This is a genomic window from Mesorhizobium sp. M0208, assembly GCF_040322015.1.
Lineage (GTDB): Bacteria > Pseudomonadota > Alphaproteobacteria > Rhizobiales > Rhizobiaceae > Mesorhizobium.
Window position 1 is genome coordinate 12,590 of record NZ_JAMYSP010000006.1, and the last position, 24,640, is coordinate 37,229.

The following is a 24,640-nucleotide window of genomic DNA, read 5'->3' on the forward strand; positions in this document are numbered from 1 at the left end:
TTTCGCACACTGCCGGACAAAACCCGGTCTCTCATCGAACAAACACCGGACAGATGCGTTTTGCGGAGGAACCTAGATAGCGGGCCGGCCGTTGAGCCGAACCTGAGCAAAGGAGATTACCATGGCCGACGAACCGAACGAATCCGCAACACCGAAGATGACTCAACGTGAAGCTCAGGAAGCCCTGGAAAAGCAGGTCGCGCAGCTGAAGCGCGAGATAAGCAAGATCAATCGGACCTTGGCCGAACGCGCGGAAGAGGCGATCGAAGACGCCGGCGACTGGTATGACAGCGCTGCCGAGCGCGCCTCGCGGACGGCACAAGCCCTGCGCAACAGGGCGCAGACGGTTTCCGGGGTCGTCCAGGAGAATCCCGGCACGGTATCGTCCGCATTCATACTCGGAGCGGCCGTAGGGGCGCTACTGGGCCTCGCCTTGGCCGCCACAGACCAGCGCCGCGATCGCTGGTTCTAGTCCCAACCTAAGGTTCCGGGCAGAAACGGCGGGATTGCTCCCGCCGTCATTCAGCAAATGACACCGGTCAGGGCGTGGCGGGCTTCTGCGCCGTGCCGAGGGCTTTGGGCGCTGCAGGCGCTGCCGTCTTCATCTTCTCCTCGATCCAGCCGGTGTAATTCGCCAGCCGCGTGTAGATGCCGTAGGCGTTCTTGTGGCCGCAGGCGGTGCTGCCGTCGGCCGGACCTTCGCCCCAGCTGACGACGCCAACCTGCACCGGACCATCGGCGCCGGTCATGAACAGCGGTCCGCCGCTGTCGCCATTGCAGGCGTCGCGCTCGCCGCTGACGGTGCCGGCGCAGATCATGTTGCCGGTCAGCGGATCGGCCATATCAGCAGCAATTGCATTGGCGGCCGCCTCGATGCCCCTTTCCGAGTAACGCATGCGGCGGGCGAGCTCGCCGAGCGCAGCCTTCAAATCACGCGCATAAATCGCCCTGATGCCGTTGTTGCAGGTTGCGTTCGGCTGGAGGTCCAAGTCGGCAACCATCAGCGCGGTGGGAAATGTTCCGTCCTGCATCTTGCCCCGCCGGTGACCGTGGTCTTGCCGGCGTCGGGGGTCGGCTCACGGGCAATCTTGATGGTCGGGGCATCGGCCGGCTCGGCCAGCCGGATCAGGCCGAGATCGTTGTCCAGCGTCTGCTCGCTGTAGCCCTCGTTGACGATGATCTCTACCGCCTTGTAGCGCTTGCCCTCGCTGAGATCGGTGGCGCCGGTGAGCACGGTGACCACATCAGGCGAAATCGGCTCGCCGTCGTCGTTGAGGCAGTGCGCCGCCGTCAGCACCCATTGCGGCGCGATCAGGCTGCCGCCGCAGAACTGCGCATTCGCCTGCGAGGCCGGACTTTCGTCCAGTTTGCCGGTGGTCAGCAACGCCACCTGGAACGGATAGGCGCCCTTCTCGGCCTCTTTGCCGCCGTAGACGCGATCGGTGCCGTCGGGGTTCTCCGCCTTGGCTTTTGCCCTGGCCTCGGCCACGCGTTTCATCGGCGAGATCGCCGCCTCCGGCCGGGCGGCCGCGTCCGTGGCATGAACGGAATTGACGACCGGCAAGGCCGCCGCGATGGCAAGCAGCGAGGCTGCAGCAATCGGTCTGAACCTATGGATGATCTTCACCTCGAACCCCCTGAGACGATGTTCCGACAGATCAGCCTCGACGCGTGATCCACTGAAAGGGGAACCGGCCGGTGAGCCGATCATGCGCCGATGTGGAGCGTGATCCGTCAAAAAACCGAGTACCACTTTTGCTAAATCGTGGTGTCGAGCCAAACCCGCCCAAATCTATAATCCCCCACGGGCTATGTGGAAGCAATTTGTCGTTGCCAATGTTGGATTATTTTAGGCAGTATACCGTTGCGGGCATTTTTGGCGGGGACCTAAACTGGCTGCACTGAATAATGGCCCGGTAAAGGCGCCGGCAACCAAATTCATTTTTCGGCGCCACCACGATCTCGACAATATTTCTATATCTTGATCCAGTCCTTGCTGACTTTTGGGAGAGTCTCACCATGACAAAACTGACACAGTGCATTATTGCGTCCGCGTTGCTTTCCACCGCAATGTGGGCGGTTCCTGCCTTGGCTGCCGAGCCAGGTTCCGCCAACGCCGGCAACGGCGAAAGCATGCGTGACGTGACATCGGGCGATTACAAGCCTGGCCGGGCGAAACCGATCGCCCCGCCGAAACTGACCGAGGACGAGGCCAACCGCGCCGCGCCGCTCACCGACGAAGCAACGGCCGTCAAATCCTATGGCATCGTCGGCCGCTCCGCCGATGGCAAGGACATCAAGATCGATCCGAACGAGACGCTGAAGGACCTTGTCATCAAGGAAATGAACGCGCCCGCCGAGGGACAGAAGTCCCAGAATTCCGGGCTGAGCGGAGGCGAAGAGGCCGGCCGCCAGGTGTTCGGGACGGACGACCGGGAGCAGATCAAGAATACCAAAACCTACCCGTTCACCGCGATCGGCTACCTCGAAGGCAAATCGAAGAGCGGCAGCTATGGCAGCTGCTCGGCGACGCTGATCGGCCCGCGCACGGTGCTCACCGCGGCGCACTGCCTCTACAGCCACGAAGACAAGGCCTGGCTGGACGATATCCTGTTCGTGCCGGCTCTCAACGGCAAGACTGCCGACGACGCACCGTTCGGCGCCTTCACCTATGAAAGCGCCTATATCGTCCAGGGCTTCATCGACAATTATCAGGGCTTTTACGGCTCGGTCGTGCCATGGGATCTCGGCATCGTCACCTTGAAGCAGGATGTCGGCACCAACCTCGGCTGGCTGGGCTATGCCGATTATGTGGATCTCGGCGACTTCACCGCCAACATCGTCGGCTATCCCGGCGACAAGCCGATGGGCACGATGTGGAAGGCGACCTGCGAAGTGCTCGCCGAACACATCGCCACCGAGTATTTCCAGTACGACTGCGACACTTATCCGGGATCGAGCGGCAGCTCGGTCTACGCTTATGACAATGGCTCAAAGCAGCGCGTCATCACCGGCGTGAACGTGGCCGAGAGCCCGGATGCCAACACCGCCGTGCGTCTGAACGCCATCAACGTCCAGTGGATCAACAGCCTGTACAAATAGGCCTGCAGAGTTCCCGCCGCGATCATCGCGGAGAACTAGCCGGCGGCGGAGCATTTCCGTCGCCGGCTTCGCATTTTTCGGGATTATCTGGACTGGGCCGAGGGTGGCGCCTGGCGGACATAGTTCTCGATCGGCTGGGCGAAAGTCGGTGAACCGGCCTTGCGCTCCTTGTCGATATAGCCGGCAAAATAGCTCCAGAAGGAAGCGGCATAGTCGCGGAAATAGGAGTCGGCGACCTCACGCGAGCACAGCCCGCCTTCGACGCAGGAGGAAAGGCGGTTGAGGAAATAGACGATGCGGTCGAAATTGTCGCTGAACTCGGCAAGCGGCATGTCGCCGCCGGTTGCGCTCATCGCTTCGATGCCGATGAGTTGTCTGAACACCTGTTCCTCGGTCGGCGTCGGATTGGCACTGAGCAGATTGCCGTATTTGGCGTTGAGCGCCGCCAGGCGTTGCTTGAGGGCCCGTTGCGCCTGCTGGTAATCCTTGCTTTCCCAGAGCTCGACCAGCGACATCGTTTGCTCGACGCGCTTCTGCTCCTGGTTCGCCAGGAACTGGTAGACCGAAAAGATCAGGGTGAAGATGATCGCCAGGCGCACCAGCAATCCGGACCAGGCATAGACGAGCATGCGCCAGTCGCGATCGGTGAATGGGTTCGCCTCCTTCTTGACCTCGTGATTGCTCACCCACGGCAGGCCTTCGACGGTTTCCGGCAGCGACACCGGCTTCTTTTGCGGCACCGGCGCCGTCACTGCCTGCTGCGTTGCGTTGCCCCCCGCTTTCGTCATCCGCAGCTGTCCAGGTCTATGGTGGCGGACGGGTCGAGCACGATGCCCGGCGTCTCCAGCTTCTTCTTCAGGCAATCCAGCTGCGCCCGCGAAACGATGAACTGCACGTCAGGCGCCACCTGCGCCTTGCCCGGCGACGGCAATGGTTCGACCACGCCGCGTGAGGTGCAGCTGCTGAGATCGACGATGACGGCGGCGTTGCCGGTTTTGGCGATCTGGTCGTACTGGTCGAGAAAGCAGCTCGCCAGTTCGGAATTGATGACGACCTCCTTAGCGCAAAGGCCGCAAGCCTCGTCCGCCGAAGCATTGGCGGCCAGCAGCAGCCCGGCGACAAGACCGGCGGTTGTTGCGCGCCACGAAAATACGATCCTGTTCACGAACGCCCTCATCCGTTCCGTTCGGCCGCCGACAGCAGCGGTCGAAGAATGTTCATTATCAGCCGATTAGGCAAGAGGCCCGGCCGGGCACCTGACCCCGCCTCAGGCGCGCGGCACCGTCTCCATCGGGAAGATCATCACGGCGCCCTTCGACCCCTTGTCGTCGGTGAGCCGCATGGCCGAACGCGTCGCCGGCGCCCTGCCGATATCGGCCAGCATATCGGAGAAGTTTGGTTGTCCAAGTCCGCGCGTTACAGAGACAACGCCCTCTTGCGCCAGGAAACTCAGATCCTGCTTCTCGCTCTGCGGCGGTGCTTCGGTCAAGACGGCGATCATCCGCTCCATGCCGAAGCTGGTGTCGGTGAATTTGAACAGGCCTTCCTCGAGCACGGCGCCTTCGGTCAGGCGCTCGGCAAGAAAATGCTGGATGGAATAGTCGGAGCCGACATAGAGCACGTTGATGTCGACCAGATCGGTCGAACCGTTCCTGGCCAGCACGTGGACCTGATCGTCGGGCGAAACACGCGGCACCGTCGACGGTTCGATCGGCTGCAGCGTGTCGCTATCAAAACGCTTGATCCGGAACTCGACGCTGACCTCTTCCGGCCGATAATCGGAAGCGGCGGCCAGCCTCGACAGGCCGATGGCGCGGAAGATTTTCGTCAGGTTCTTGGCCGCTGCATCGACCAACTTTTCGCGGTCGTCCGGATGAATGACGATCATCGGCGGCTTGCTGCCCTCCTTGAGCGTCATGTCGCCCGAAGCCGGCAGGAACCACAGCGCCGGCGCGTCGGTGGCATCTTCGGCGGCGCCGGCAATGGCGTTCTCGCGCAGCACGGCGAGACGCAGATCTGCGCTCTTGCCCGGCTCGACCAGCGCGATGTGGAACCCTGAGTTCTCCCTGGCCGCCAGATCGTCGAGAACCGAGTTCGCCAGCGCGGCCTCTTTCTCGAGGCCTTTGGTCGCCGCCGGCCGCGCAATCACGAGCTTGTAGTCGACGGCGAGCTCGGCGAGCCGGGCATAGGCATTGGCGGGGATGTCGGCCAGCTTGATCGCCGGCTTGCCGCCGAACTCGACCGGCTTGACCCGGCTTTCCAGGTTTTTCGCCGACTGCACCTGGAGATAGCCAAGCGCGTTCGACAGCGGCGACAGCGCCGAGGGCAATATTGCGAGCCTGCTGCCTGGGGTGAGGCGATGCAGCAGTCCGGCGCCGATCGTGGCTTTGTCGTTCTCGATGACGATCGGCCATTGCATGACCGCGTCTGTCTTGTCGGTGCCGAAGACGCGGGCGTCGAGTTCCCCTTCGAACAGCGGCGTCGGCCGGGTGCGGCCGTCCGCCGAATATTGCTGCAGCACGGCCTGGCCGAGCTGGCGGTAGGTGATGTTGGGATTCTCGGCCAGTTTCGACAGGATGGTGAAGGTGAACAGCCCGAATCGAGGCGCATCGGCCGTGCCCTTGGGCAGCGGCATCTCGGGCGTCGTCTCCACCGTCTGCGCCGCGTAGAAGGCGACCAATTTGCCTTTGGTGGTCGGCTCGGCGCCGGTCGGCGTCAGCTTGAAGGCCGGCTTGCGCTGCCCGTCCTCGTCAAAGCCGCGCGGCGCGGCCGACGCAATCTCGTCATAGGCTTTCACCGCAGCCGCCCTGGCAGCGTCGTCGCCGCCGACCAGATCGGCGAACTCGACCTTGCGTTCCAGCTCGTCGTCGACCTCGGCGGCGCGCGTCGCAGTGCCGGAATGGCAGCAGTCGAATACGGCCCAGATAAAGGCGCCCTTGTCGCGGATAGCGTCGAGCGCGGTGCCGATCTCGTTGTCGACCAGCGCATTGGGCACGCCCGTTTCGCGGTTGACCCATTTGTCGATGTCGGACGGCAAGAAAATCTCGTCGAGGCCGTCCGTCTCGTCGCCCTTGTTCGCCGCCGGCTGCTGCGCGCCGTGACCGGACAAATGCAGGTAGACGAAATCGTCACGCTGGACCCTGGCGGCAAGGTCGGCGAGTGCTGCCTTGATCGCCGCATGTGTCGGCGGTCCGTTGGCGCCTTCGACATCCTTGGCGAGCAGCGCGACGTTTTCGGCTGAAAACTTCACCGGCGCGGGCGTGTACTTCAGGAGGTAATCGCGCACCAGGCCGGCATCGTTCTTCGGTCCGATCAGCCAGTTCTTCTTCGGCAGGTTCGGATAATCGGTGCAGGCAACAAGCAGCGCATGGTAGGTGCGCGCCGCTGCGAATGCCCGAAACGGCACCAGGCCGGCAGCGGCCAGCGCGGACGTGCCGGCAAGCAGCGTCCGCCGCGTCACCTTGATCATGATTGCTTCCCCAAGCCCGATCGAATCTTCAAGCACGGCCAGCCTGGCCGAGGATGTCAGTATTTTGAATATGGGCGTCGCCGGCCAGCCGACCATCGGCTGCGAATACAAACAGTAGCAAAAAAGGCAGTTCGTCGCTATCTCAGTGGAAGAGGCCGGATTGCATGCCTAATGGCAGCGATCGGCACGGAAGCGGCTTGGAACGGGATCATGGCGGCAAGGGATGTACTGACGAAGAACCAGCTTTGCGTTCTCGAGAAACTCGAGGCCGCCAGCGGGCCGCTCAGCGCCTATACGTTGCTCGACCAATTGCGCGAGCGCGGTTTTCGCGCGCCGCTGCAGGTCTATCGGGCGCTCGACACGCTGGTGAAGTCCGGCTTCGTGCACAGGCTCGAAAGCCTCAATTCCTTCGTCGCCTGTGCCGAGCCGCACGACCACAGCCATTCGATGACGGCGTTTGCCATCTGCGACAGCTGCGGCCAGGTGACCGAGTTCTCCGACCACGATGTCGGCCACCGGCTCGACGAATGGGTGCGCTCGACCGGCTTCGCCGCCAAGAAGGCGGTGATCGAGTTTCGTGGGACTTGTGCGAAGTGTTTGGCTGAAGCGGCTTGAAGGCCGGTTAGGCCGCAACATAGCGGTGGCGACCTTTTGATGTCGGCAGGACAGAGGGGGCGCGAAAGATCGCTACAGATTACAATTGGTCGGCCGCGGACGTCCGCACGCTAATGCGCCTCTTCCCAGTTGTCGGCGGCGCGGGCGTCGACGTGCAGCGGCACCGACATCGACACCGCCGGCATGGCGGCGTTCTCCATGACGTGGCAGACGACCGGGATCGTCGCCTCGACCTCGGCTTCGACGGTCTCGAAGACCAGCTCGTCATGCACCTGCAGCAGCATGCGGGCGGAAAGCTTGGCTTTTTCCAGGGCATCGTCCATGCGGATCATGGCGCGGCGGATGATGTCGGCGGCGGTGCCCTGCAGGCGGGCGTTGATCGAGGCGCGCTCGTTGAAGGCACGGACCGAAGGATTTGACGATCTGATTTCCGGATAGTGGATGCGGCGGCCGAAAATGGTTTCGACATAGCCGTGCTCGCGGGCATAGGCCTTGGTCGCATCGATATAGTCGCGGATGCCGGGGAAACGCTCGAAATATTTCTTGATGTAGTCGCCGGCTTCCTCGCGCGCGATCGACAGCTGGTTGGCGAGGCCAAAAGCGGAAATGCCGTAGATGATGCCGAAATTGATCGCCTTGGCACGGCGGCGCACTTCCGAAGGCATGCCCTCGACCGGCACGTTGAACATTTCAGACGCGGTGATGGCGTGGATGTCGGCGCCGTCGGCGAAGGCCTGCTTGAGCTGCGGGATTTCGGCGACGTGGGCGAGCACGCGCAGCTCGATCTGGCTGTAGTCGGCGGAAACCAGCTTGTTGCCCTTGTCGGCAATGAAAGCCGTCCTGATCTTTCGACCCTCGACGGTGCGCACCGGAATGTTCTGCAGATTGGGATCCGAGGACGAAAGCCGCCCGGTCGTCGTCGCGGCAAGCGCGTAGGAGGTGTGGACGCGCTTGGTGTCGGGATGGATGAAGCCGGGCAGCGCGTCGGTATAGGTCGATTTCAGCTTGGTCAGCTGGCGCCAGTCGACGATCTTGCGCGGCAATTCATGGCCTTCGGCGGCGAGGTCTTCGAGAAGCTGCGCCGAGGTCGACCACTGGCCGGTCTTGGTTTTGGAACCGCCGGGCAGGCCCATCCTGCCGAACAGGATGTCGCCGAGCTGTTTTGGCGAGCCGATGTTGATGCGTTCGCCGACCAGCTGGTAGATTTCGTCCTCAAGCCGTGCGGCACCCTGTGCCAGTTCGCCGGAGAGCCGCGACAGGATCTGCCGGTCGACGGAGATGCCGCGCTGTTCCATCCGCGCCAAGACCGGCACCAGCGGCCGTTCCAGCCGTTCATAGACCGAGACCAGGCCCTTGGCGGCAAGCCGTGGCTTCAGCACCTGCCAGAGCCTGAGCGCGACGTCGGCGTGCTCGGCGCCGTAAGCCGTCGCCTTGTCGAGGTCGGCCTGATCGAGGCCGACGAAGCTTCTTCCCGAGCCGGCCAGTTCCTTCAGCGGAATGGTCGCGTGGCCGAGCCATTTATCGGCCAGCGCCTCCAGGCCGTGGCCACCGTGGGTGCCGGCCTCGAGCACGTAGGAGATCAGCATGGTGTCGTCATAAGGGCCGACCTCGATGCCGTGACGGCTCATCACGACAAGGCGGTATTTCATGTCGTGCACGATCTTGAGGACGGACTTGTCCTCGAGCAGCGGCTTGAGCAACGCCAGCGCGTCGCGGACCGGGATCTGGTTTTCGACCGCGCCGCCGCCGAGCAGGTCGCCATTGCCGTTCTTATGGGCAAGCGGCACATAAGCGGCATGGCCAGGCGCGACGGCCATGGCAAGGCCGATCAGTTCGGCCCGCATCGGATCGGGCGAGGAGGCCTTAACGTCGAAGGCGACGATGCCTCTCTCCATCGCCTCGGCGATCCAGACCTTCAGCGTCGCGGCGTCGCGGATGCAGGCGTAGGCGCTGGTGTCGATCTTGCGGGCGGTGGCAGCCTCCAGGCGAAGCGCCGAAAGCAGGGATGGGGTGTCGCCTTGCTTGGCTGCGGTCGGGGCTTCGAGTGCCGCTTCGTCCGGCGGCGGCGCGCTCTCGGCGACCGCGGGCAGGCCAAAACCCATATCGGGGCCATGCGCGGTATCGGCACGCTCTATGGTGACGGGAGTGGCTGGAACATCGCCCGCGTCGGTTCCGGTCGCTTCGGCCACGCGGCGGGTCAGCGTCGAGAATTCCATGGTCTTGAGAAAGCCGATCAGCCTGGGGCCGTCCGGCGCATGCAACACGAACTCGTCAAGCCCTTCGGTCACCGGCACGTCGTTCTTCAGCCTCACCAGGTCACGCGAAATGCGCGCCTTGTCGGCATTGGCGATGATCGATTCGCGCCGCTTGTCCTGCTTGATCTCGCCGGCGCGGGCGAGCAGCGTGTCGAGGTCGCCGAACTGTTCGAGCAATTGCGCCGCCGTCTTCGGCCCGATGCCGGGCACGCCCGGCACATTGTCGACCGAATCGCCGGTCAGCGCCTGCAGGTCGATCATCTTCTCCGGCGGCACGCCCCATTTCTCGATCACCTCGGAAACGCCGATCTGGCGGTCCTTCATCGGGTCGTACATGGCAACCGTTGGGCCGACCAGCTGCATCAGGTCCTTGTCGGAGGAGATGATGGTGGTGTCGGCGCCGGCTTCGCAGGCAAGCCGGCAATAGGTGGCGATCAAATCGTCGGCCTCGTAGCCTTCCGTCTCGAGGCATGGCAGGTTGAATGCCCTGGTCGCCTGGCGGATCAGGCCGAATTGCGGGATCAAATCTTCCGGCGGCGCCGAGCGGTTGGCCTTGTATTCGGGGTAGAGGTCGTTGCGGAAGGTCTTCGACGAATAGTCGAAAATCACGGCGAAATGCGTCGGCACGATGCCGACATCGGTGTTGCGGGCGTCCTGCGTCAGCTTCCAGACCATGTTGCAGAAGCCGAGCACGGCACTGGTTGGCAGCCCGTCGGACTTGCGGGACAGCGGCGGCAGCGCGTGATAGGCACGGAAGATGTAGCCGGAGCCGTCGACAAGGAAGAGATGATCGCCTTTTTTCATGCCACGAGGGATAGCGCGGCGCAGCGCCGCGGTCCATGCCAAAGGCGGCTTGCGCCAAGGGTTCCGGCAACACCCTGACAAATGGCGTGCGAGCTTGGCCGGCCCTGGCGCTTGGCCGCAGCTTTGTTCGCTCACGCCTATGTTACAAAAGTGTAATTTTTGTGCCCTTGAATCGCCACGTTCGCAGACACAGATAAAACGCATCGGCAGTTTTCGCCGAAGTCCGGAGCAAGGCCCGTCCCCCGCCTATCCCGGACACTTGCGGCAGCCTATCCCCCCTCTCCGGGCTGCCGCATCGTTTCGAGTAAAGGCCGCCGTGGTTCCCCTCCACCACGGCGGCATTTTTTTGCCGTTGGACAGGAAGCTGTGGCCCAACGGTCGCGGGCTTTCCGTTTCGCCGCATGGACTCTAGATTTGCCGCCAGAATCGAAAGGCCCGCCAGATGTCCGCAGTTTCCCCTGTTCTCGACCGCCTAGACAAGAACTTTGACCAGAGCCTGGAACGCCTGTTCGGCCTGCTCGCCATCAAGTCAATCTCCACCGATCCGGACTACGCCGCCGACTGCCGCAAGGCCGCCGAATGGCTGGTCGCCGAGCTCAAGCTGATCGGCTTCGACGCCAGCTTGCGCGACACGCCGGGGCATCCGATGGTGGTCGCGCATCACGATGGGCCGGCGGGCGCGCCGCATCTGCTGTTTTATGGCCATTACGACGTCCAGCCGGTCGATCCGATCGAGCTGTGGGAAAGCGACCCGTTCGCGCCGGCGGTTAAGGAGATCGAGCCCGGCCACAAGGTGATCACCGGCCGCGGCGCGGCCGACGACAAGGGCCAGCTGATGACCTTCGTCGAGGCCTGCCGCGCGTGGAAGCAGGTGCATGGCGGATTGCCGTGCCGAATCACAATCCTGTTCGAGGGCGAGGAGGAGTCCGGATCGCCGTCGCTGAAGCCGTTTCTCGAGGCGAATGCGGACGAGCTCAAGGCCGATTTCGCGCTCGTCTGCGACACCGGCATGTGGGACCGCGATACGCCGTCGATCTGCGTCTCGCTGCGCGGGCTGGTCGGCGAGGAGATCACGGTGACTGCCGCCGACCGCGACCTGCATTCCGGGCTCTATGGCGGTGCGGCCGCCAATCCGATCCGCATCCTGGCAAAGATCCTGGCCGACATCCACGATGCCGATGGTCACGTCACCATTCCAGGTTTTTATGACGGCGTCGAGGAAACGCCGTCGCAGATATTGCAGTCGTGGCTGTCGCTCGGCGAGACGGCCGAGACCTTCCTCGGCCCGATTGGCCTGTCGATTCCGTCCGGCGAAAAGGGCCGCTCGGTGCTCGAGCTCACCTGGGCGCGACCGACGGCCGAGTTCAACGGCATTATCGGCGGCTATACCGGCAAGGGCTTCAAGACGGTGATCGCCGCGCAATCCTCGGCAAAAGTCTCCTTCCGCCTGGTCCACAAACAGGATCCGGAAAAAATCCGCGCCGCCTTCCAGGCATTTGCCAGGCAGCGCGTGCCAGCGGACTGCTCGGTCGAATTTCATCCGCATGGCGGCTCGCCGGCAATCCAGCTTTCCTACGACTCGCCCTTCCTGGCCAAGGCCAAGCAGGCGCTGTCCGACGAATGGCCGAAGCCGGCGGTAATAACCGGCGGCGGCGGCTCGATCCCGGTGGTCGGCGATTTCCAGACCTATCTCGGTATGGAATCGCTGCTGGTCGGTTTCGGCCTCGACGACGACCGCATCCACTCGCCGAACGAGAAGTACGAGATGAGCTCCTTCCACAAGGGCCAGCGCTCCTGGGCGCGCATTCTCGAGGCGCTGACACGCTGAAATTGCGCCAGACTCAAGTTTTTGTTGATTTTTCGCCGGATCGCGGCAAGGACGGGCACGGTCCGTCGCGCATCGCTGCACGGGGCCGCGACCGGAGAAGACGATGAGCGACATACGTTTCCACAAAAACGATCTGCCCGGCCTGCTGCATTACGATGTCGGGGCGGTCGCCATCGACACCGAGACGCTAGGGCTGAACCCGCATCGCGACCGGCTCTGCGTCGTGCAGATCTCGCCGGGTGACGGCTCGGCCGACGTCATCCAGATTGCGCCCGGCCAGAAGAAGGCGCCGAACCTCGTCAGCCTGCTCAAGAACCGCAGCATCACCAAGCTTTTTCATTACGGCCGCTTCGATCTCGCCGTGCTCTACAACGCCTTCGGCGTCATGCCGGAGCCGGTGTTCTGCACCAAAATCGCGTCGCGGCTGACGCGCACCTACACCGACCGGCACGGGTTGAAGGACATCTGCTTCGAGCTTCTCGGGGTCGGCCTGTCGAAGGCGCAGCAATCATCCGACTGGGCAGCCGAGACGCTGTCGCCTGAGCAGCTCGAATATGCCGCCTCCGACGTGCTCTACCTGCACCGGCTGCGCGACGTACTGAGCGCGCGTCTGGCACGCGACAACCGGACCAGGGAGGCCGATGCCTGCTTCCGCTTCCTGCCGACGCGTGCGAAACTCGACCTGATGGGCTGGGATGAAGAGGACATCTTCGCCCACAGCTAATGGCCTTCTGGCACTTTAACGCCGTCGGCCGGGAGGAATTGAAATGGCTGCGCGAAAACCAATCGAGACGGCACCCAAGGACGGTTCCAAGATCACGGTCTACTGGCAGGACAGCGACGGCGTGATGAACGAGAGCATCGCGCAATACCGTTCGCTCGACCGGCTGAAGGCGGCCGGCGGCGACTGGGACGAAAGCGATGCCGGCTGGTGGGCCTATACGGACGGCCATACGCAAAGGAAGATCGAGCCAATCAGCTGGCGGCCGGCCTCCGACGACCCGGACGCGGACGACTGAGGGTTGTCGCAACGGTCGAACTCGGCGCTGCCCCTCAACCCCTGCCGGGACCTTCTCCCCGTGAGAACGGCGAGAAGGGGCTTGGCCGCAACGCCGGCGATCTCCCCTCGCACCGTCTTTCACGAGGAGAGGGTAAGGGTGAGGGGCAGCGCAACCGAACGACTATTGTGCGGCAACGCGTATTTTGTTCTTGCTTTGTGCCGGCAACTATGCTACTAATGTCGCTATGGTGCTCATTGGCTCCAACAATCCGCCCGCCGAGGCGGGTTTTTTCATTTCCGGCTTTGGCGCTGTCGCGGGCCGCGCCTGCTCCGCAAACGGTTGAATACACTTTACTTCGATTTTTCCCGACTTAACCCGCCCTTAAATCGCCGCATCTAGTCTTCAACCCCAACGCCATAAGCATCGGGAAGACAGCACAGCGCATGGCGAACCGGAAAGACAACCGCATCGAGCCCAGCTTCGAGGCATCGCCGGGGGCGAGATCCTCGGCCGGTTTTTCGGTGAGCGAGGAGGACCGCGTCGTGCCGAGCAACCGTAAAGCCGCTGCAAAGCGCAAATCGACCAAGGCCAAGCCGTCTCGTGGCGGGCGCGGCAAAAGCCGGCGCGGCGTGTTCGGCGTGCTTGGCCGGCTGTTCTACTGGTGCTTCGTGCTGGCCATCTGGGGCGGCATCGCCACTGCCGGCATCGTCGTCTATTACGGCGCGAAAATGCCGGCGGCCACCACCTGGGCCATTCCCGATCGCGCCCCCAACATCAAGATCGTCTCGGTCGACGGCCAGCTGCTTGGCAATCGCGGCATGAGCGGCGGCGAGGCCGTCGGCCTGCACGAAATGTCGCCCTATATTCCCGAGGCCGTCATCGCCATCGAAGACCGCCGCTTCTATTCGCATTTCGGCATCGACCCGATCGGCCTTTCCCGGGCCATGGTGACCAATGTGCTGGGCGGGCATTTTTCGCAGGGCGGCTCGACGCTGACCCAGCAGCTGGCCAAGAACCTGTTCCTGACGCCGGACCGCACGCTGGAACGCAAGGTGCAGGAAGTGCTCTTGGCGCTGTGGCTGGAGCACAAGCATACGAAGGACCAGATCCTCGAAATGTACCTCAACCGGGTCTATTTCGGCTCTGGCGCCTATGGTGTCGAAGCAGCCTCGCGCCGCTATTTCGGCAAGAGCGCGCGTGACGTCACGCTGTCGGAGGCGGCACTTCTCGCCGGCCTGCTCAAGGCGCCGTCGCGGCTGTCGCCGGCGCGCGACCCGAAGGCGGCCGAGCAGCGCGCGCAGCTGGTGCTCGCTGCGATGCGCGACGAGGGCAAGATCAGCGCCAAGGAGCAGACCACGGCGATGAGCGCGCCGGCGACACGCGCGCCGTCGTACTGGACCGGCTCGGAAAACTACGTCGCCGATACGATCATGGAAGAACTGCCCGACCTGATCGGCGACGTGCGCCGCGACATCGTCGTCGACACGACCGTCGATCTGACGCTGCAGAAGCTCGCCGAGCAATCGATCCGCCGGCTGATCGACCAGAGCGGCAAAAAACTCAATGTCAGCCAGGGCGCGCTGGTGTCGATCGACAATTCCGGCGCGGTGCGCGCGATGGTCGGCGGTTACGACTATTCGACCAGCCAGTTCGACCGTGCTTCGGAAGCGCGCCGGCAGCCGGGCTCGGCGTTCAAGCCGTTCGTCTATATGGCGGCGCTCGAATCCGGCCGCACGCCCGACAGCGTGCGCAACGACGCGCCGATCAAGATCGGCAACTGGACGCCCGACAATTACGGCGGCAAATATTTCGGCAAGGTGACGTTGGCGACGGCGCTGGCAAAATCACTGAACTCGGTGGCCGCGCAGCTGACCATGGAAGTCGGGCCGAATGCGGTGGTCGAGGCGGCGCACCGCATGGGCATCCAGTCCGAGCTGACGGCCAACACCTCGATCGCGCTGGGCACCTCCGAAGTGACGCCGCTGGAACTGACCTCGGCCTATGTTCCCTTCGCCAATGGCGGTTACAAGCCGGACATCCATTTCATCCGCCGGGTCACGACGAGTGACGGCAAGGTGCTCTACGAAAACAATGGTGGCGGTGCGCCGCGCGTCGTCAAGCCCGATGTCGTCGGTATGATGAACTCGATGATGACCGGCACGGTCGAGATCGGCACTGCCAGGAAGGCGGCGTTCGCCTGGCCGGCGGCCGGCAAGACCGGCACCAGCCAGAATTCGCGCGACGCCTGGTTCATCGGCTATACAGCCAATTTGACCACCGGCGTCTGGTTCGGCAACGATGACGGCAGCGCGATGAAGAAGGTCACCGGCGGCGCGCTGCCGGCGCAGGCCTGGCACGAGTTCATGGTCGCCGCGCATGAGGGCGTGCCGGTGCGGCCGCTGCCTGGAACCTGGAAGTCGACGCCGCCCGACACCATCGTCCCGGACGAGATACCGTCCGACACGGCGCCGCCGGCGCCGGTCGCTTCCGTGGGCCAGTCGGCACCGCCAACAGCAGCTACCCAGCCGGCCTCGCGTCCCGTGCGTCCTGCCGAGACGGTCGATGCCGGCGGCCTGGCCATGCCGGGCGTCGACAGCGCCACCGCATCGATCAAGCACCCGGTGCCGCCCGGCGAAGTCGGCGGCCCGGTCAAGAAGCGGCAGACCTCGATATTGGATATTCTGACGGGCGGCTGAGGCTGATCCCCCTCGCAACCGCGACCGTGTTCCGCTACATGTCCGCCTGGAGACAAGCGACATGGCTGAACTCGACACCAGAAAGACGATCGTGCTGACCGGCGCCAGCCGCGGCATCGGCCATGCCACGGTCAAGCGCTTTTCACGCGAAGGCTGGCGCGTCATCACCTGCTCGCGCCAGGCCTTTGCCGAGGACTGCCCGTGGCCGGCCGGCCCGGAAGACCATATCAAGGTCGATCTCGCCGACCAGGAGGATGTCGGCATCGCCATCTCCGAGATTCGCCACCGCCTGGAAGCACATGGCGGCCAGCTGCATGCGCTGGTCAACAATGCCGGCATCTCGCCGAAGCTCAAGGACGGCAACAGCCGCATGAACTCGATCGACACGCCGATGCATGTCTGGCGCGACGTCTTCCAGGTGAATTTCTTCGCCCCGATCATGCTGGCGCGCGGTCTGTTCAAGGAGCTGGCTTCGGCCAAGGGCTCGATCGTCAACGTCACCTCGATCGCCGGCACCCGCGTGCATCCTTTCGCCGGCACCGCCTATGCGACATCGAAGGCGGCGCTCGGCTCGCTGACGCGCGAAATGGCGCATGATTTCGGCCCGCACGGCATCCGCGTCAATGCGATTGCGCCGGGCGAGATCGATACGGCGATCCTGTCGCCGGGCACGGAAAAAATCGTCGAGACGATCCCGCTGAGGCGGCTGGGCACCACGGCGGAAGTTGCCGACATCATTTTCTTCCTGTGCTCGCAGCAGGCGTCCTACGTGACCGGCTCGGAAATTCACATCAACGGCGGCCAGCACGTTTGAGCGGCTGAGTTTTGTCAATCGTCGGCGCTGCCCCTCATTCCCTGCCGGGACCTTCTCCCCGTGAAGAACGGGGAGAAGGGGGATCCCCAGCGCTGGCGACCCCCTCTCCCCATCCTTGACGGGAGGACCTGCTCCAGCCTGGGATTAATAAGGAAATTGCACGCCGCCGATGCCCGATCAGCTCGCCTGCAGCAGGCTCTCGATATCGGATATGCTGTGGTTGGTCAGCGTCTTTGGAATTTCGGCCGTTAACTTGTCGGTGACCTCCTTGTGCAGTTTCCTGCGCATGTCGCCCAGCACCGGCGGCGGCGCGATCAGCACGATCTCCTTGAATGTGCCGCGATGGGCGAGCTTGTAGAGCCTGTCGGCAATCTCTTCGGCAAAACGCTCCTTGCCGAGACGGTGCCAGTCGGTGTCCTCGACCGCACTGCGGTGGATTGAAGGGCCGTCGCTGTAGCGGCCGGGGCGGTCCGTGCCTTGTTCTCGGGTTGCCGGATTTTCCTGTTCCATCTCGTGCACGACTTGAAGGTCGGGATATTGGACGTCTCCACGGTTCTCGAGGAACAGCGCCTTTTCGCCATCTGCCACCACGATCCACAGTCCGCGTTTCAGTCTGACGTTGCTCATGGGGCGCTCCTTTTTGATTTTCGAACCCACCGCCGGGCCTTTGCCGCAGGGGTGTGACCGGCCCGGGTCCATAGGGCAAACGCGTACCGAGGCGGGAATGTTCCGGCACTCGGACCCGGTGCTCCGACAGGGTCGGCGAGAGCGCGGGCTGCCGTCGATCGCTCGGTCAGCATCCGGCGGCTTAATCTACTAAATTGATAGAATTTAGAAAAATCTGGTTTGTGGTTAGCTCCTCCGGCCGCTAAAAAGGCAGCGGATCAAGGGCTGCAACAGCAGCTTCAATCTGCTCCGCATTTGAATGTGGAATATTTTTCTCTTGGCCTTCATGCTTGCAGAAAAGAGATTGCCTGCTACGAAGCGATGCGCGAGTGGGTGCCTTCTGGTTTTTCGCGCCCCCGCGTAGAACTGACAAAAGGTTCCAGGATTCCGCTCGTCATGCCGCAAGCCACGCCCAAGCTCAATGCCTTTCCCGTCTTCATGCGGGTCGAGGGCGAAGCCGTAGCCATCGTCGGCGGCGCAGAGGAAGCGCTGGCCAAGGCGCGGCTGCTCGCGCAGTCGAGCGCTGAGCTGCGCATCGTCAGCGATGAAACAAGCCCGGAGCTGCTGGCCTTTATCGCCGAGACGGGGGCCGCCCACATCGCCGACGCCTATGATGCGGCACATCTCAATGGTGCGGTGATGGTGTTTGCCGCCAGCGGCGACGAGGCGCTCGATCGCCGCGTTGCCGGGGATGCGCGCCGGCTGGGCATTCCGGTCAATGCCGTCGACCGGCCGGAGCTATGCGATTTCTTCACGCCGGCACTGGTCAACCGCGCGCCGGTCGCCATTGCCATCGGCACGGAAGGTGCCGGCCCGGTGCTGGCGCAGATGCTGCGCAGCCGCATCGACCGCATGCTGGCGCCCTCGCTCGGGCCGCTCGCGGCGCTCGCCGCTTCGTTTCGCGACACCGCCGAAAGACTGCTGCCGAAGGGCAATGCCCGCCGCCGCTTCTGGAGCGATTTCTTTGGCGGCGCGCCGGCCCGAGCTGTCGAGGCAGGCGAGCTTTCGCAGGCGCATGATGCGGCCGTCGGCCTGCTGCTTTCGACAGAACCGGCATCGGGCCATATCGCGCTTGTAGGTGCCGGTCCCGGCGCCGAGGACCTTTTGACGCTGCGCGCCCATCGCCTGCTGATGGAAGCCGACGTGATCGTCCATGACGCGCTGGTGCCGGAGGCGATCGTCGCCATGGGCCGCCGCGATGCCGAGCGCCTGCCGGTCGGCAAGCGCAAGGGCTGCCATTCCAAGAGCCAGGCCGAAATCAATGCGCTGCTGGTCGAGCTTGGCCACGCCGGCAAGCGCGTCGTGCGGCTGAAGTCCGGCGACCCGCTGGTGTTCGGCCGGGCCGGCGAGGAGATGGCGGCACTTCGCGATGCCGGCGTCGCCTACGAAGTGGTTCCGGGCGTCACCGCGGCCTTCGCCGCCGCCGCCGATTTCGAACTGCCGCTGACGCTGCGCGGCGTGTCGTCGTCGATGGTGTTCACCACCGGCCACGACCTCAAGGGAAATTCGCTGCCCGACTGGGCAAAGCTCGCCATTTCCGGCGCGACGGTCGCCGTCTATATGGGGCGCTCGGTCGCCGCCGAGGTCGCCGGCCGGCTGATCGAAGCCGGCCTGTCGCCGGATACCGCCGTCGCCGTGGTCGAGAATGCCAGCCTTGCCAACCGCCGCCGTTTCCACGGCACGCTCGCCGACCTGCCGTCGCTGGAGGCGCGCGCCGACCTCAGCGGCCCGGTGATGACAATCATCGGCGACGCCGTCGCCGGCGCCAATTTCGAACGGTCCGAGCCGCTGGCGGCACACAGGCAGGAAAGCGTGGCCCGTGCTGCCGCGCAAGGAGTGAACCAATGAAAGTCCTGACCGCGAACCGCCTCGCCGACGGCATAGCCGTCTGGTACGCCAATGGCGGCTGGGCCGAGACCATCGACCATGCCGACATCGCCCATGACAAGGCGGCCGAGGACCGGCTGGAGGCGATCGGCGCCAAGGCCTCCGCCAACAACGAAGTGGTCGACGTCAACCTGATAGACGTGACCGTGGCCAACGGCACGGTCGAAGCGGTCCGGCTGCGTGAAAAGATCCGTGCCGCCGGCCCGACCACCCGTCACGATCTGGGCAAGCAGGCCCGTCCGCAAGCCGCCCACGCGGCATAGATGACACAAGCATGGTCCCGATCATGCTCGAACGAAGAAAATAACGGGCGGACGCGCCCGGAAAGACCTGAATATGTACCGTTACGATGAGTTCGACCACGATTTCGTCAAGGCCCGCGTCGCCGAGTTCAGCGACCAGGTCGCGCGGCGCCTTGCCGGCGAGATCACCGAGGACCAGTTCCGGCCGCTGCGGCTGATGAACGGCGTCTATCTGCAGCTGCATGCCTACATGCTGCGCATCGCGGTGCCCTATGGCACGCTGAACAGCAAGCAGCTGCGCATGCTCGGCCACATCGCCCGCAAATACGACAAGGGTTACGGCCATTTCACGACGCGCCAGAACATCCAGTTCAACTGGCCGGCGCTGTCGGACATTCCGGCGATCCTGGCGGATCTGGCAAGCGTCGAGATGCACGCCATCCAGACCAGCGGCAACTGCATTCGCAACGTCACCGCCGACCACTTCGCCGGCGCCGCCGCTGACGAGGTTGCCGATCCGCGCCCCTATGCCGAAATCCTGCGGCAATGGTCCTCGGTGCATCCGGAGTTCTCGTTCCTGCCGCGAAAATTCAAGATCGCGGTGACCGGCGCCGAGCGCGATCGCGCCGCCATTCAGACGCACGACATCGGCCTGCACCTGAAGAAGAACGCCGCCGGCGAGCTCGGTTTCGCCGTCTATGTCGGCGGCGGTCAGGGCCGCACGCCGATGGTCGCCAAGAAGATCCGCGACTTCCTGCCCGAAGCGGATCTGTTGTCCTACTGCACGGCGATCCTGCGCGTTTACAACCTCTATGGCCGGCGCGACAACAAGTTCAAGGCGCGCATCAAGATCCTGGTCCATGAGACCGGCGTCGAGGAGATCACCCGCCAGGTCGAGGCCGAATGGCAGGCGTTGAAGGACGCCGAGCTGAGGCTGCCGGAAGAAGACATCCGCGCCATCGACGCCTATTTCGCGCCGCCTCCGCTTGTCGATCGGCCGGAAGGCGACGAGGCGGTCAAGCTTGCCCGCCTCGACTCCAAGAGCTTTTCCGAATGGCTGGACCAGAATGTGGTCACCCATCGCCATCCCGACTACGCGGCGGTGACCATCTCGCTCAAGGGCATCGGCGAGACGCCGGGCGATGCCTCCGACAGCCAGATGGAAGCGGTCGCCGACATTGCCGAAAAATATTCATTCGACGAGCTGCGCGTCAGCCACGAGCAGAACCTGATCCTGCCGCATGTCGCGCGGGCCGACCTCAAGGCGGTCTATGACGCGCTTGTCGATATCGGGCTGGCGACGGCCAATTCGAACCTGATCAGCGACATCATCTCCTGCCCCGGCCTCGATTATTGCGCGCTGGCGACGGCGCGCTCGATTCCCGTGGCGCAGGAAATCTCGCGGCGCTTCGCCTCACTGGAGCGCCAGCGCGAGATCGGCGAATTGAAGCTGAAGATTTCCGGCTGCATCAATGCATGCGGCCATCACCATGTCGGCCATATCGGCATCCTCGGGGTCGAGAAGAAAGGCGCCGAGCTCTACCAGGTGACGCTCGGCGGCTCGGCCGACGAGAACACCTCGGTCGGCGAGATCATCGGCCGCGGCTTCAGTTCGGAAGAGATCACCGATGCCATCGAGCAGATCGTCGAGACCTATCTCGGGCTTCGGCTGGACAGAAACGAAAGATTCATCGACGCCTACCGCCGTGTCGGTCCTGCGCCGTTCAAGGAGGCGCTCTATGCTGGCGAAGCCAAGGCCGCTTGACCGTATTGTCGACGTCGAGGCCGGCATCGCCGCCCAAGCGGCGGGTCTCGACGCGCTCTACGGCCATCTGAAGCCGCTGGAGATCATCGAGCGGTCAACCCGGGAATTCTTTCACGGCGAAATCGCCGCCGTCTCGTCCTTCGGCGCGGATTCGGCGGTGCTGCTGCACATGATCGCCGAGATCGACCGCACGCTGCCGGTGATCTTTCTCGACACCGGCAAGCATTTCGAGGAGACGCTCGGCTATCGTGACGCGCTGGCCGCCGATTTCGGGCTGACCGATATCCGGGTGATCAGGCCCGACGATGCGGCGCTGGCAAGGATCGACCCGACCGGCAATCTGAACGAGACCGACACCGACGCCTGCTGCGACGTGCGCAAGGTCGAGCCGCTGGCGCGCGGCGTCGAGCCGTTCCGCGCCTGGTTCACCGGCCGCAAGCGCTTCCAGGCGGCGACCCGGGCAGCGCTCCCGGTGTTCGAGGCGGTCGGCTCGCGCATCCGCATAAATCCGCTGGCGCACTGGACGACATCGGACCAGGCCGGCTACATGCGCGCGCATGCGCTGCGTGAAAACCCGCTGGTCGCCTATGGCTATCTGTCGATCGGCTGCTTCCCATGCACGCAGCCGGTGCAACCGGGCGACGACGCGCGCAGCGGCCGCTGGGCCGGGCACGCCAAGACCGAATGCGGCATCCACTTGTCGGGTTTGGAAAGGTCGCTGACTGACGCCTCACTTTAGGGCATATTGATATTCAGCCGGCCTGCAAATGGCGGCTTCCTGCGCTTCCGGTGCTCGCGTACCAAAGAGTACGCTCCGCTCCGGTTTTCGGAAGCAACGCAGTTTGGTCGCTTCGCGCCCGCCTTCGGCTCCGGCTCGGCCTGACCTGAATCTCAACGCACCCTGAGGTGCTTCGCACTTTAGACTCTTTGGACTTGGGAATTTTCTTGATGAGCGACTTGATAGCCGAAAACGGCACGCGGCTGTGGACACCGGATGGGTTCCGCGAGGACGAGTGGGTTCATGCCGAAAGCGCCGAGGCGCTGGTCGGCAATGGCCGTTTCATCCTGCCGTTGCAGGCGTTTCTCGGCCTCGATCCGGAGGTGCGGCGGTCGGCGAAGGAACGCATCGGCGTGCTGCTGCAGCCCGGCGACCAGCTCGACAAGATCGCCGGCCTGCTCGACCAGCTGTCGTTGGTGGCGCTGGCCTTTCCGGCGTTCAATGACGGCCGCTCGTTCTCCAAGGGCGAATTGCTGCGCAGCCGTTACCACTTCACCGGCGCCATGCGCGCCACCGGGCAGGTGCTTATCGACCAGCTGCCGCATATGCTGCGCCTCGGCTTCGACGAATTCGAGATCTCGCACCCGGTGCTGCTGAAGCGGCTCGAGCAAGGCCGCACAGGCGGACTGCCGCTGTTCTATCAGCCGGCGGTGAAGCCGGAGCCCAAAGGCCCGAAATATTCCTGGCGGCGGGTGCGCCCCGGCTGATCTGCTCCAGAGGGCCAGAAGCCTGTCTGGTCGGACCACATTCCCGATTCAGCCTTTTTGCGCCTCTCCGCCTTAGGATAGGCCCATTATTTCGTGATCCGAATAAATGTGGCCACAAGGGAGGATATGGCTGGCAAGAAGATATTGATGCTCGTTGGCGAGTTCAGCGAGGAGTACGAGATTTTCGTCTTTGAACAGGCCATGCATGCGGTCGGCCACACCGTCCATGTCGTTTGCCCCGACAAGAAGGCGGGCGATATCCTGAAGACCTCGCTGCACGACTTCGAGGGCCACCAGACCTATACGGAAAAGCTCGGCCACGACTACATCCTCAACAAGACGTTTTCCGAGGTCAATCCCGCCGACTACGATGCCGTCCACGCGGCGGGCGGGCGCGGGCCGGAATATATCCGCATCGACAAACGCGTGCAGGCGCTGGTGCGGCATTTCCATGAGACGGGAAAGCCGATCTTCACCATCTGCCACGGCGTGCAGATCCTGATCGCAGTCGACGGCGTGGTGCGCGGCCGCGAAGTCGCGGCACTGCAATATTGCGAGCCGGAAGTCACGCTGGCCGGCGGCATCTATATCGATGTTGCGCCGACCGGCGCCCATGTCGACGGCAATCTGGTGTCGGCCAAGGGCTGGCCGGGCCTTGCCGCGTTCATGCGCGAATGCCTGAAAGTGCTGGCCACCGAGATCCGCCAAGGCGAGATCCTGATGCGCGACCAACGCCAGGCGGCTTAAGCTCGGAATTTGGAGCCTGCCGCACCCCTAACGCATGTCGCGCAAAAGTGTGTTCAGCGGTTTTGCGATAAAGAGCGCGTCGCATGAGGCTGGTCGAGCGCGACGCGCCTTAGGTGCGGCGGTGCGCCTACACGGCCATCCGCGCTTCGCGGAACGATACCAGCTTGCTGCGGGTCTCGTCCCACAGCGCCAGCTTGACGCAGCGCAGGCTGTCGAGGAGCGTGACGCGGCCGATCTCACGCAATTCCGGATAGTCCCTCAGCACTTCCGGAAGCCGGTAGCACGGCACCTTGGCCGAAAGGTGGTGCACGTGGTGGACGCCGATATTGCCGGTGATCCAGTTCAGCACCGGCGGCAGGTCGTAATAGGACGAACCGTGCAGGGCAGCGTGCTGGAATTCCCACTCTGAGTCCTTTGTCCACTCCGTCTCCTCGAACTGATGCTGGACATAGAACAGCCAGATGCCGGCCGATCCGGCGAGGATGACGATCGGCAGATGCACGACCAGAAACGCGCCGGGGCCAACGAACCAGATAAGCAGCGCGGCGATGACGGCGATGGCGAGGTTGGTCGACATCGACGACACCCAGGGGGTGAAACCGCCCCGCATCATGCCCAAGGGCAGTCTCTGCTCGAACATGAAAATCCATATCGGGCCAAGGCCGAACATCACCAGCGGATGGCGATAGAGGCGATAGGCGAGCCGGCCTCGCCACGACAGTTGCCGGTATTCAGCGACGGTCAGTGTCTTGATGTCGCCGGTGCCGCGCTCGTCGAGATTGCCTGCGCTGGCGTGATGGGTTGCGTGGGCGCGGCGCCAGCAATCGTAGGGCGTCAGCGTTAGCACGCCAAGCACACGGCCGATCCAGTCGTCGGCATAGCGATTGGCAAAGAAGGAGCCGTGACCGCAATCGTGCTGGATCATGAAGATCCGCACCAGAAAGCCGGCGGCCGGAAGGATGAGGACCAGACCCCACCAATGGCCATAGGCATAGGCGGCCGAGGACAATGCCCACAGCGTGGCGAAAGGGATGAGGGTGATGGCGAGTTCGACGGCGCTGCGACGCCTGTCGGGCTTTTTATAGCGCGACAGGATTTTCAACCAGGCGCGCTTGCTGTTTGCCACAGCTTCGGGGGAAATCATGTTCATCATGAAACATAGGCGGAGCAGGGCGCTGCCGCAAGACGGAGATCACGCAAAGTTACTGCGGGTAAATGTCGCGCGATGCGACGAATCCCGGCCACAGTCGCCGGGCGCGTCGCC

22 protein-coding genes are annotated in these 24,640 nt (G+C 63.7%); 14 read left to right on the forward strand and 8 right to left on the reverse strand.

The annotated features are described in order from the left end of the window. Positions 1-121 precede the first annotated feature (121 nt). The gene (locus NKJ17_RS08440; protein ID WP_352687935.1) at positions 122-472 is read left to right on the forward strand and encodes a hypothetical protein; all 351 of its coding nucleotides are present in this window, start codon (positions 122-124) and stop codon (positions 470-472) included. Positions 473-539: 67 nt separating this feature from the next. On the opposite strand, the gene NKJ17_RS08445 is transcribed toward NKJ17_RS08440, so the two are convergent. Together NKJ17_RS08445 and NKJ17_RS08450 are read right to left on the reverse strand one after the other, a co-directional pair. Then, positions 540-1,031 (reverse strand): trypsin-like serine protease, encoded by a 492-nt coding sequence (locus NKJ17_RS08445; protein ID WP_352506627.1) that lies wholly within the window; start codon positions 1,029-1,031, stop codon positions 540-542. Further along, positions 1,001-1,627: a S1 family peptidase gene (locus NKJ17_RS08450; RefSeq protein ID WP_352506626.1), complete on the reverse strand. Its 627-nt coding sequence runs from the start codon at positions 1,625-1,627 to the stop codon at positions 1,001-1,003. Before NKJ17_RS08450 ends, NKJ17_RS08445 begins: the two co-directional genes overlap by 31 nt. A 392-nt stretch (positions 1,628-2,019) precedes the next feature. Between NKJ17_RS08450 and NKJ17_RS08455 the strand changes: the two genes are divergently transcribed. Continuing rightward, positions 2,020-3,102 (forward strand): trypsin-like serine peptidase, encoded by a 1,083-nt coding sequence (locus NKJ17_RS08455; protein ID WP_352506625.1) that lies wholly within the window; start codon positions 2,020-2,022, stop codon positions 3,100-3,102. A gap of 83 nt (positions 3,103-3,185) precedes the next feature. Here NKJ17_RS08455 and NKJ17_RS08460 read toward each other — a convergent pair whose 3' ends face one another. From NKJ17_RS08460 to NKJ17_RS08470, 3 genes are all read right to left on the reverse strand, one after another. After that, positions 3,186-3,890 (reverse strand): DUF4760 domain-containing protein, encoded by a 705-nt coding sequence (locus NKJ17_RS08460; RefSeq protein ID WP_352687938.1) that lies wholly within the window; start codon positions 3,888-3,890, stop codon positions 3,186-3,188. Then, positions 3,887-4,267, reverse strand: coding sequence for a hypothetical protein (locus NKJ17_RS08465; protein ID WP_352506623.1), 381 nt, complete (start codon positions 4,265-4,267; stop codon positions 3,887-3,889). Before NKJ17_RS08465 ends, NKJ17_RS08460 begins: the two co-directional genes overlap by 4 nt. A gap of 102 nt (positions 4,268-4,369) precedes the next feature. Next, complete coding sequence (locus NKJ17_RS08470) at positions 4,370-6,571, reverse strand: caspase family protein (RefSeq protein WP_352506622.1); 2,202 nt, start codon at positions 6,569-6,571, stop codon at positions 4,370-4,372. A gap of 210 nt (positions 6,572-6,781) precedes the next feature. Between NKJ17_RS08470 and NKJ17_RS08475 the strand changes: the two genes are divergently transcribed. After that, a complete protein-coding gene (locus NKJ17_RS08475) occupies positions 6,782-7,186 on the forward strand; it encodes a Fur family transcriptional regulator (protein WP_023721937.1) in 405 nt (134 codons plus the stop codon). Positions 7,187-7,296: 110 nt separating this feature from the next. On the opposite strand, the gene polA is transcribed toward NKJ17_RS08475, so the two are convergent. Then, a complete protein-coding gene (polA, locus tag NKJ17_RS08480; RefSeq protein ID WP_352506621.1) occupies positions 7,297-10,245 on the reverse strand; it encodes a DNA polymerase I in 2,949 nt (982 codons plus the stop codon). Between the two features lie 442 nt (positions 10,246-10,687). Here polA and NKJ17_RS08485 point away from each other — a divergent pair, with 442 nt between their 5' ends. The 5 genes from NKJ17_RS08485 (at position 10,688) to NKJ17_RS08505 (ending at position 16,584) form a co-directional block, all read left to right on the forward strand. Beyond that, a complete protein-coding gene (locus tag NKJ17_RS08485; protein WP_352506620.1) occupies positions 10,688-12,073 on the forward strand; it encodes a M20/M25/M40 family metallo-hydrolase in 1,386 nt (461 codons plus the stop codon). 103 nt (positions 12,074-12,176) lie between these two features. Next, entirely contained in the window at positions 12,177-12,797 is a 621-nt protein-coding gene (locus NKJ17_RS08490; protein WP_023675237.1) for a ribonuclease D, read from the forward strand. 43 nt (positions 12,798-12,840) lie between these two features. Further along, entirely contained in the window at positions 12,841-13,092 is a 252-nt protein-coding gene (locus NKJ17_RS08495) for a hypothetical protein (RefSeq protein WP_352468327.1), read from the forward strand. A gap of 425 nt (positions 13,093-13,517) precedes the next feature. After that, positions 13,518-15,770, forward strand: coding sequence for a transglycosylase domain-containing protein (locus NKJ17_RS08500; RefSeq protein ID WP_352687941.1), 2,253 nt, complete (start codon positions 13,518-13,520; stop codon positions 15,768-15,770). A gap of 61 nt (positions 15,771-15,831) precedes the next feature. After that, complete coding sequence (locus NKJ17_RS08505; protein WP_254816795.1) at positions 15,832-16,584, forward strand: SDR family NAD(P)-dependent oxidoreductase; 753 nt, start codon at positions 15,832-15,834, stop codon at positions 16,582-16,584. A gap of 177 nt (positions 16,585-16,761) precedes the next feature. Here the strand turns inward: NKJ17_RS08505 and NKJ17_RS08510 are convergent, their stop codons facing one another. Next, entirely contained in the window at positions 16,762-17,211 is a 450-nt protein-coding gene (locus NKJ17_RS08510) for a baeRF12 domain-containing protein (protein ID WP_352506618.1), read from the reverse strand. A gap of 435 nt (positions 17,212-17,646) precedes the next feature. Between NKJ17_RS08510 and cysG the strand changes: the two genes are divergently transcribed. From cysG to NKJ17_RS08540, 6 genes are all read left to right on the forward strand, one after another. Beyond that, positions 17,647-19,098, forward strand: coding sequence for a siroheme synthase CysG (cysG, locus tag NKJ17_RS08515; protein WP_352506617.1), 1,452 nt, complete (start codon positions 17,647-17,649; stop codon positions 19,096-19,098). After that, on the forward strand, positions 19,095-19,400 hold the full coding sequence (locus tag NKJ17_RS08520; protein ID WP_352506616.1) for a DUF2849 domain-containing protein: 306 nt from the start codon (positions 19,095-19,097) through the stop codon (positions 19,398-19,400). The genes cysG and NKJ17_RS08520 overlap by 4 nt, the downstream gene beginning before the upstream one ends. Positions 19,401-19,473: 73 nt before the next feature. After that, positions 19,474-21,144: a nitrite/sulfite reductase gene (locus NKJ17_RS08525; RefSeq protein WP_352506615.1), complete on the forward strand. Its 1,671-nt coding sequence runs from the start codon at positions 19,474-19,476 to the stop codon at positions 21,142-21,144. After that, a complete protein-coding gene (locus NKJ17_RS08530) occupies positions 21,119-21,883 on the forward strand; it encodes a phosphoadenylyl-sulfate reductase (RefSeq protein WP_352506614.1) in 765 nt (254 codons plus the stop codon). The genes NKJ17_RS08525 and NKJ17_RS08530 overlap by 26 nt, the downstream gene beginning before the upstream one ends. Before the next feature lie 209 nt (positions 21,884-22,092). Further along, positions 22,093-22,629 carry a DUF934 domain-containing protein gene (locus tag NKJ17_RS08535; protein ID WP_254816801.1) on the forward strand — a complete coding sequence of 179 codons (537 nt, stop codon included), beginning with the start codon at positions 22,093-22,095 and terminating at the stop codon, positions 22,627-22,629. A gap of 126 nt (positions 22,630-22,755) precedes the next feature. Beyond that, complete coding sequence (locus NKJ17_RS08540) at positions 22,756-23,376, forward strand: DJ-1/PfpI family protein (protein WP_352506613.1); 621 nt, start codon at positions 22,756-22,758, stop codon at positions 23,374-23,376. Between the two features lie 127 nt (positions 23,377-23,503). Here the strand turns inward: NKJ17_RS08540 and NKJ17_RS08545 are convergent, their stop codons facing one another. Beyond that, complete coding sequence (locus tag NKJ17_RS08545; protein WP_254816802.1) at positions 23,504-24,526, reverse strand: fatty acid desaturase; 1,023 nt, start codon at positions 24,524-24,526, stop codon at positions 23,504-23,506. Positions 24,527-24,640 lie beyond the last annotated feature (114 nt).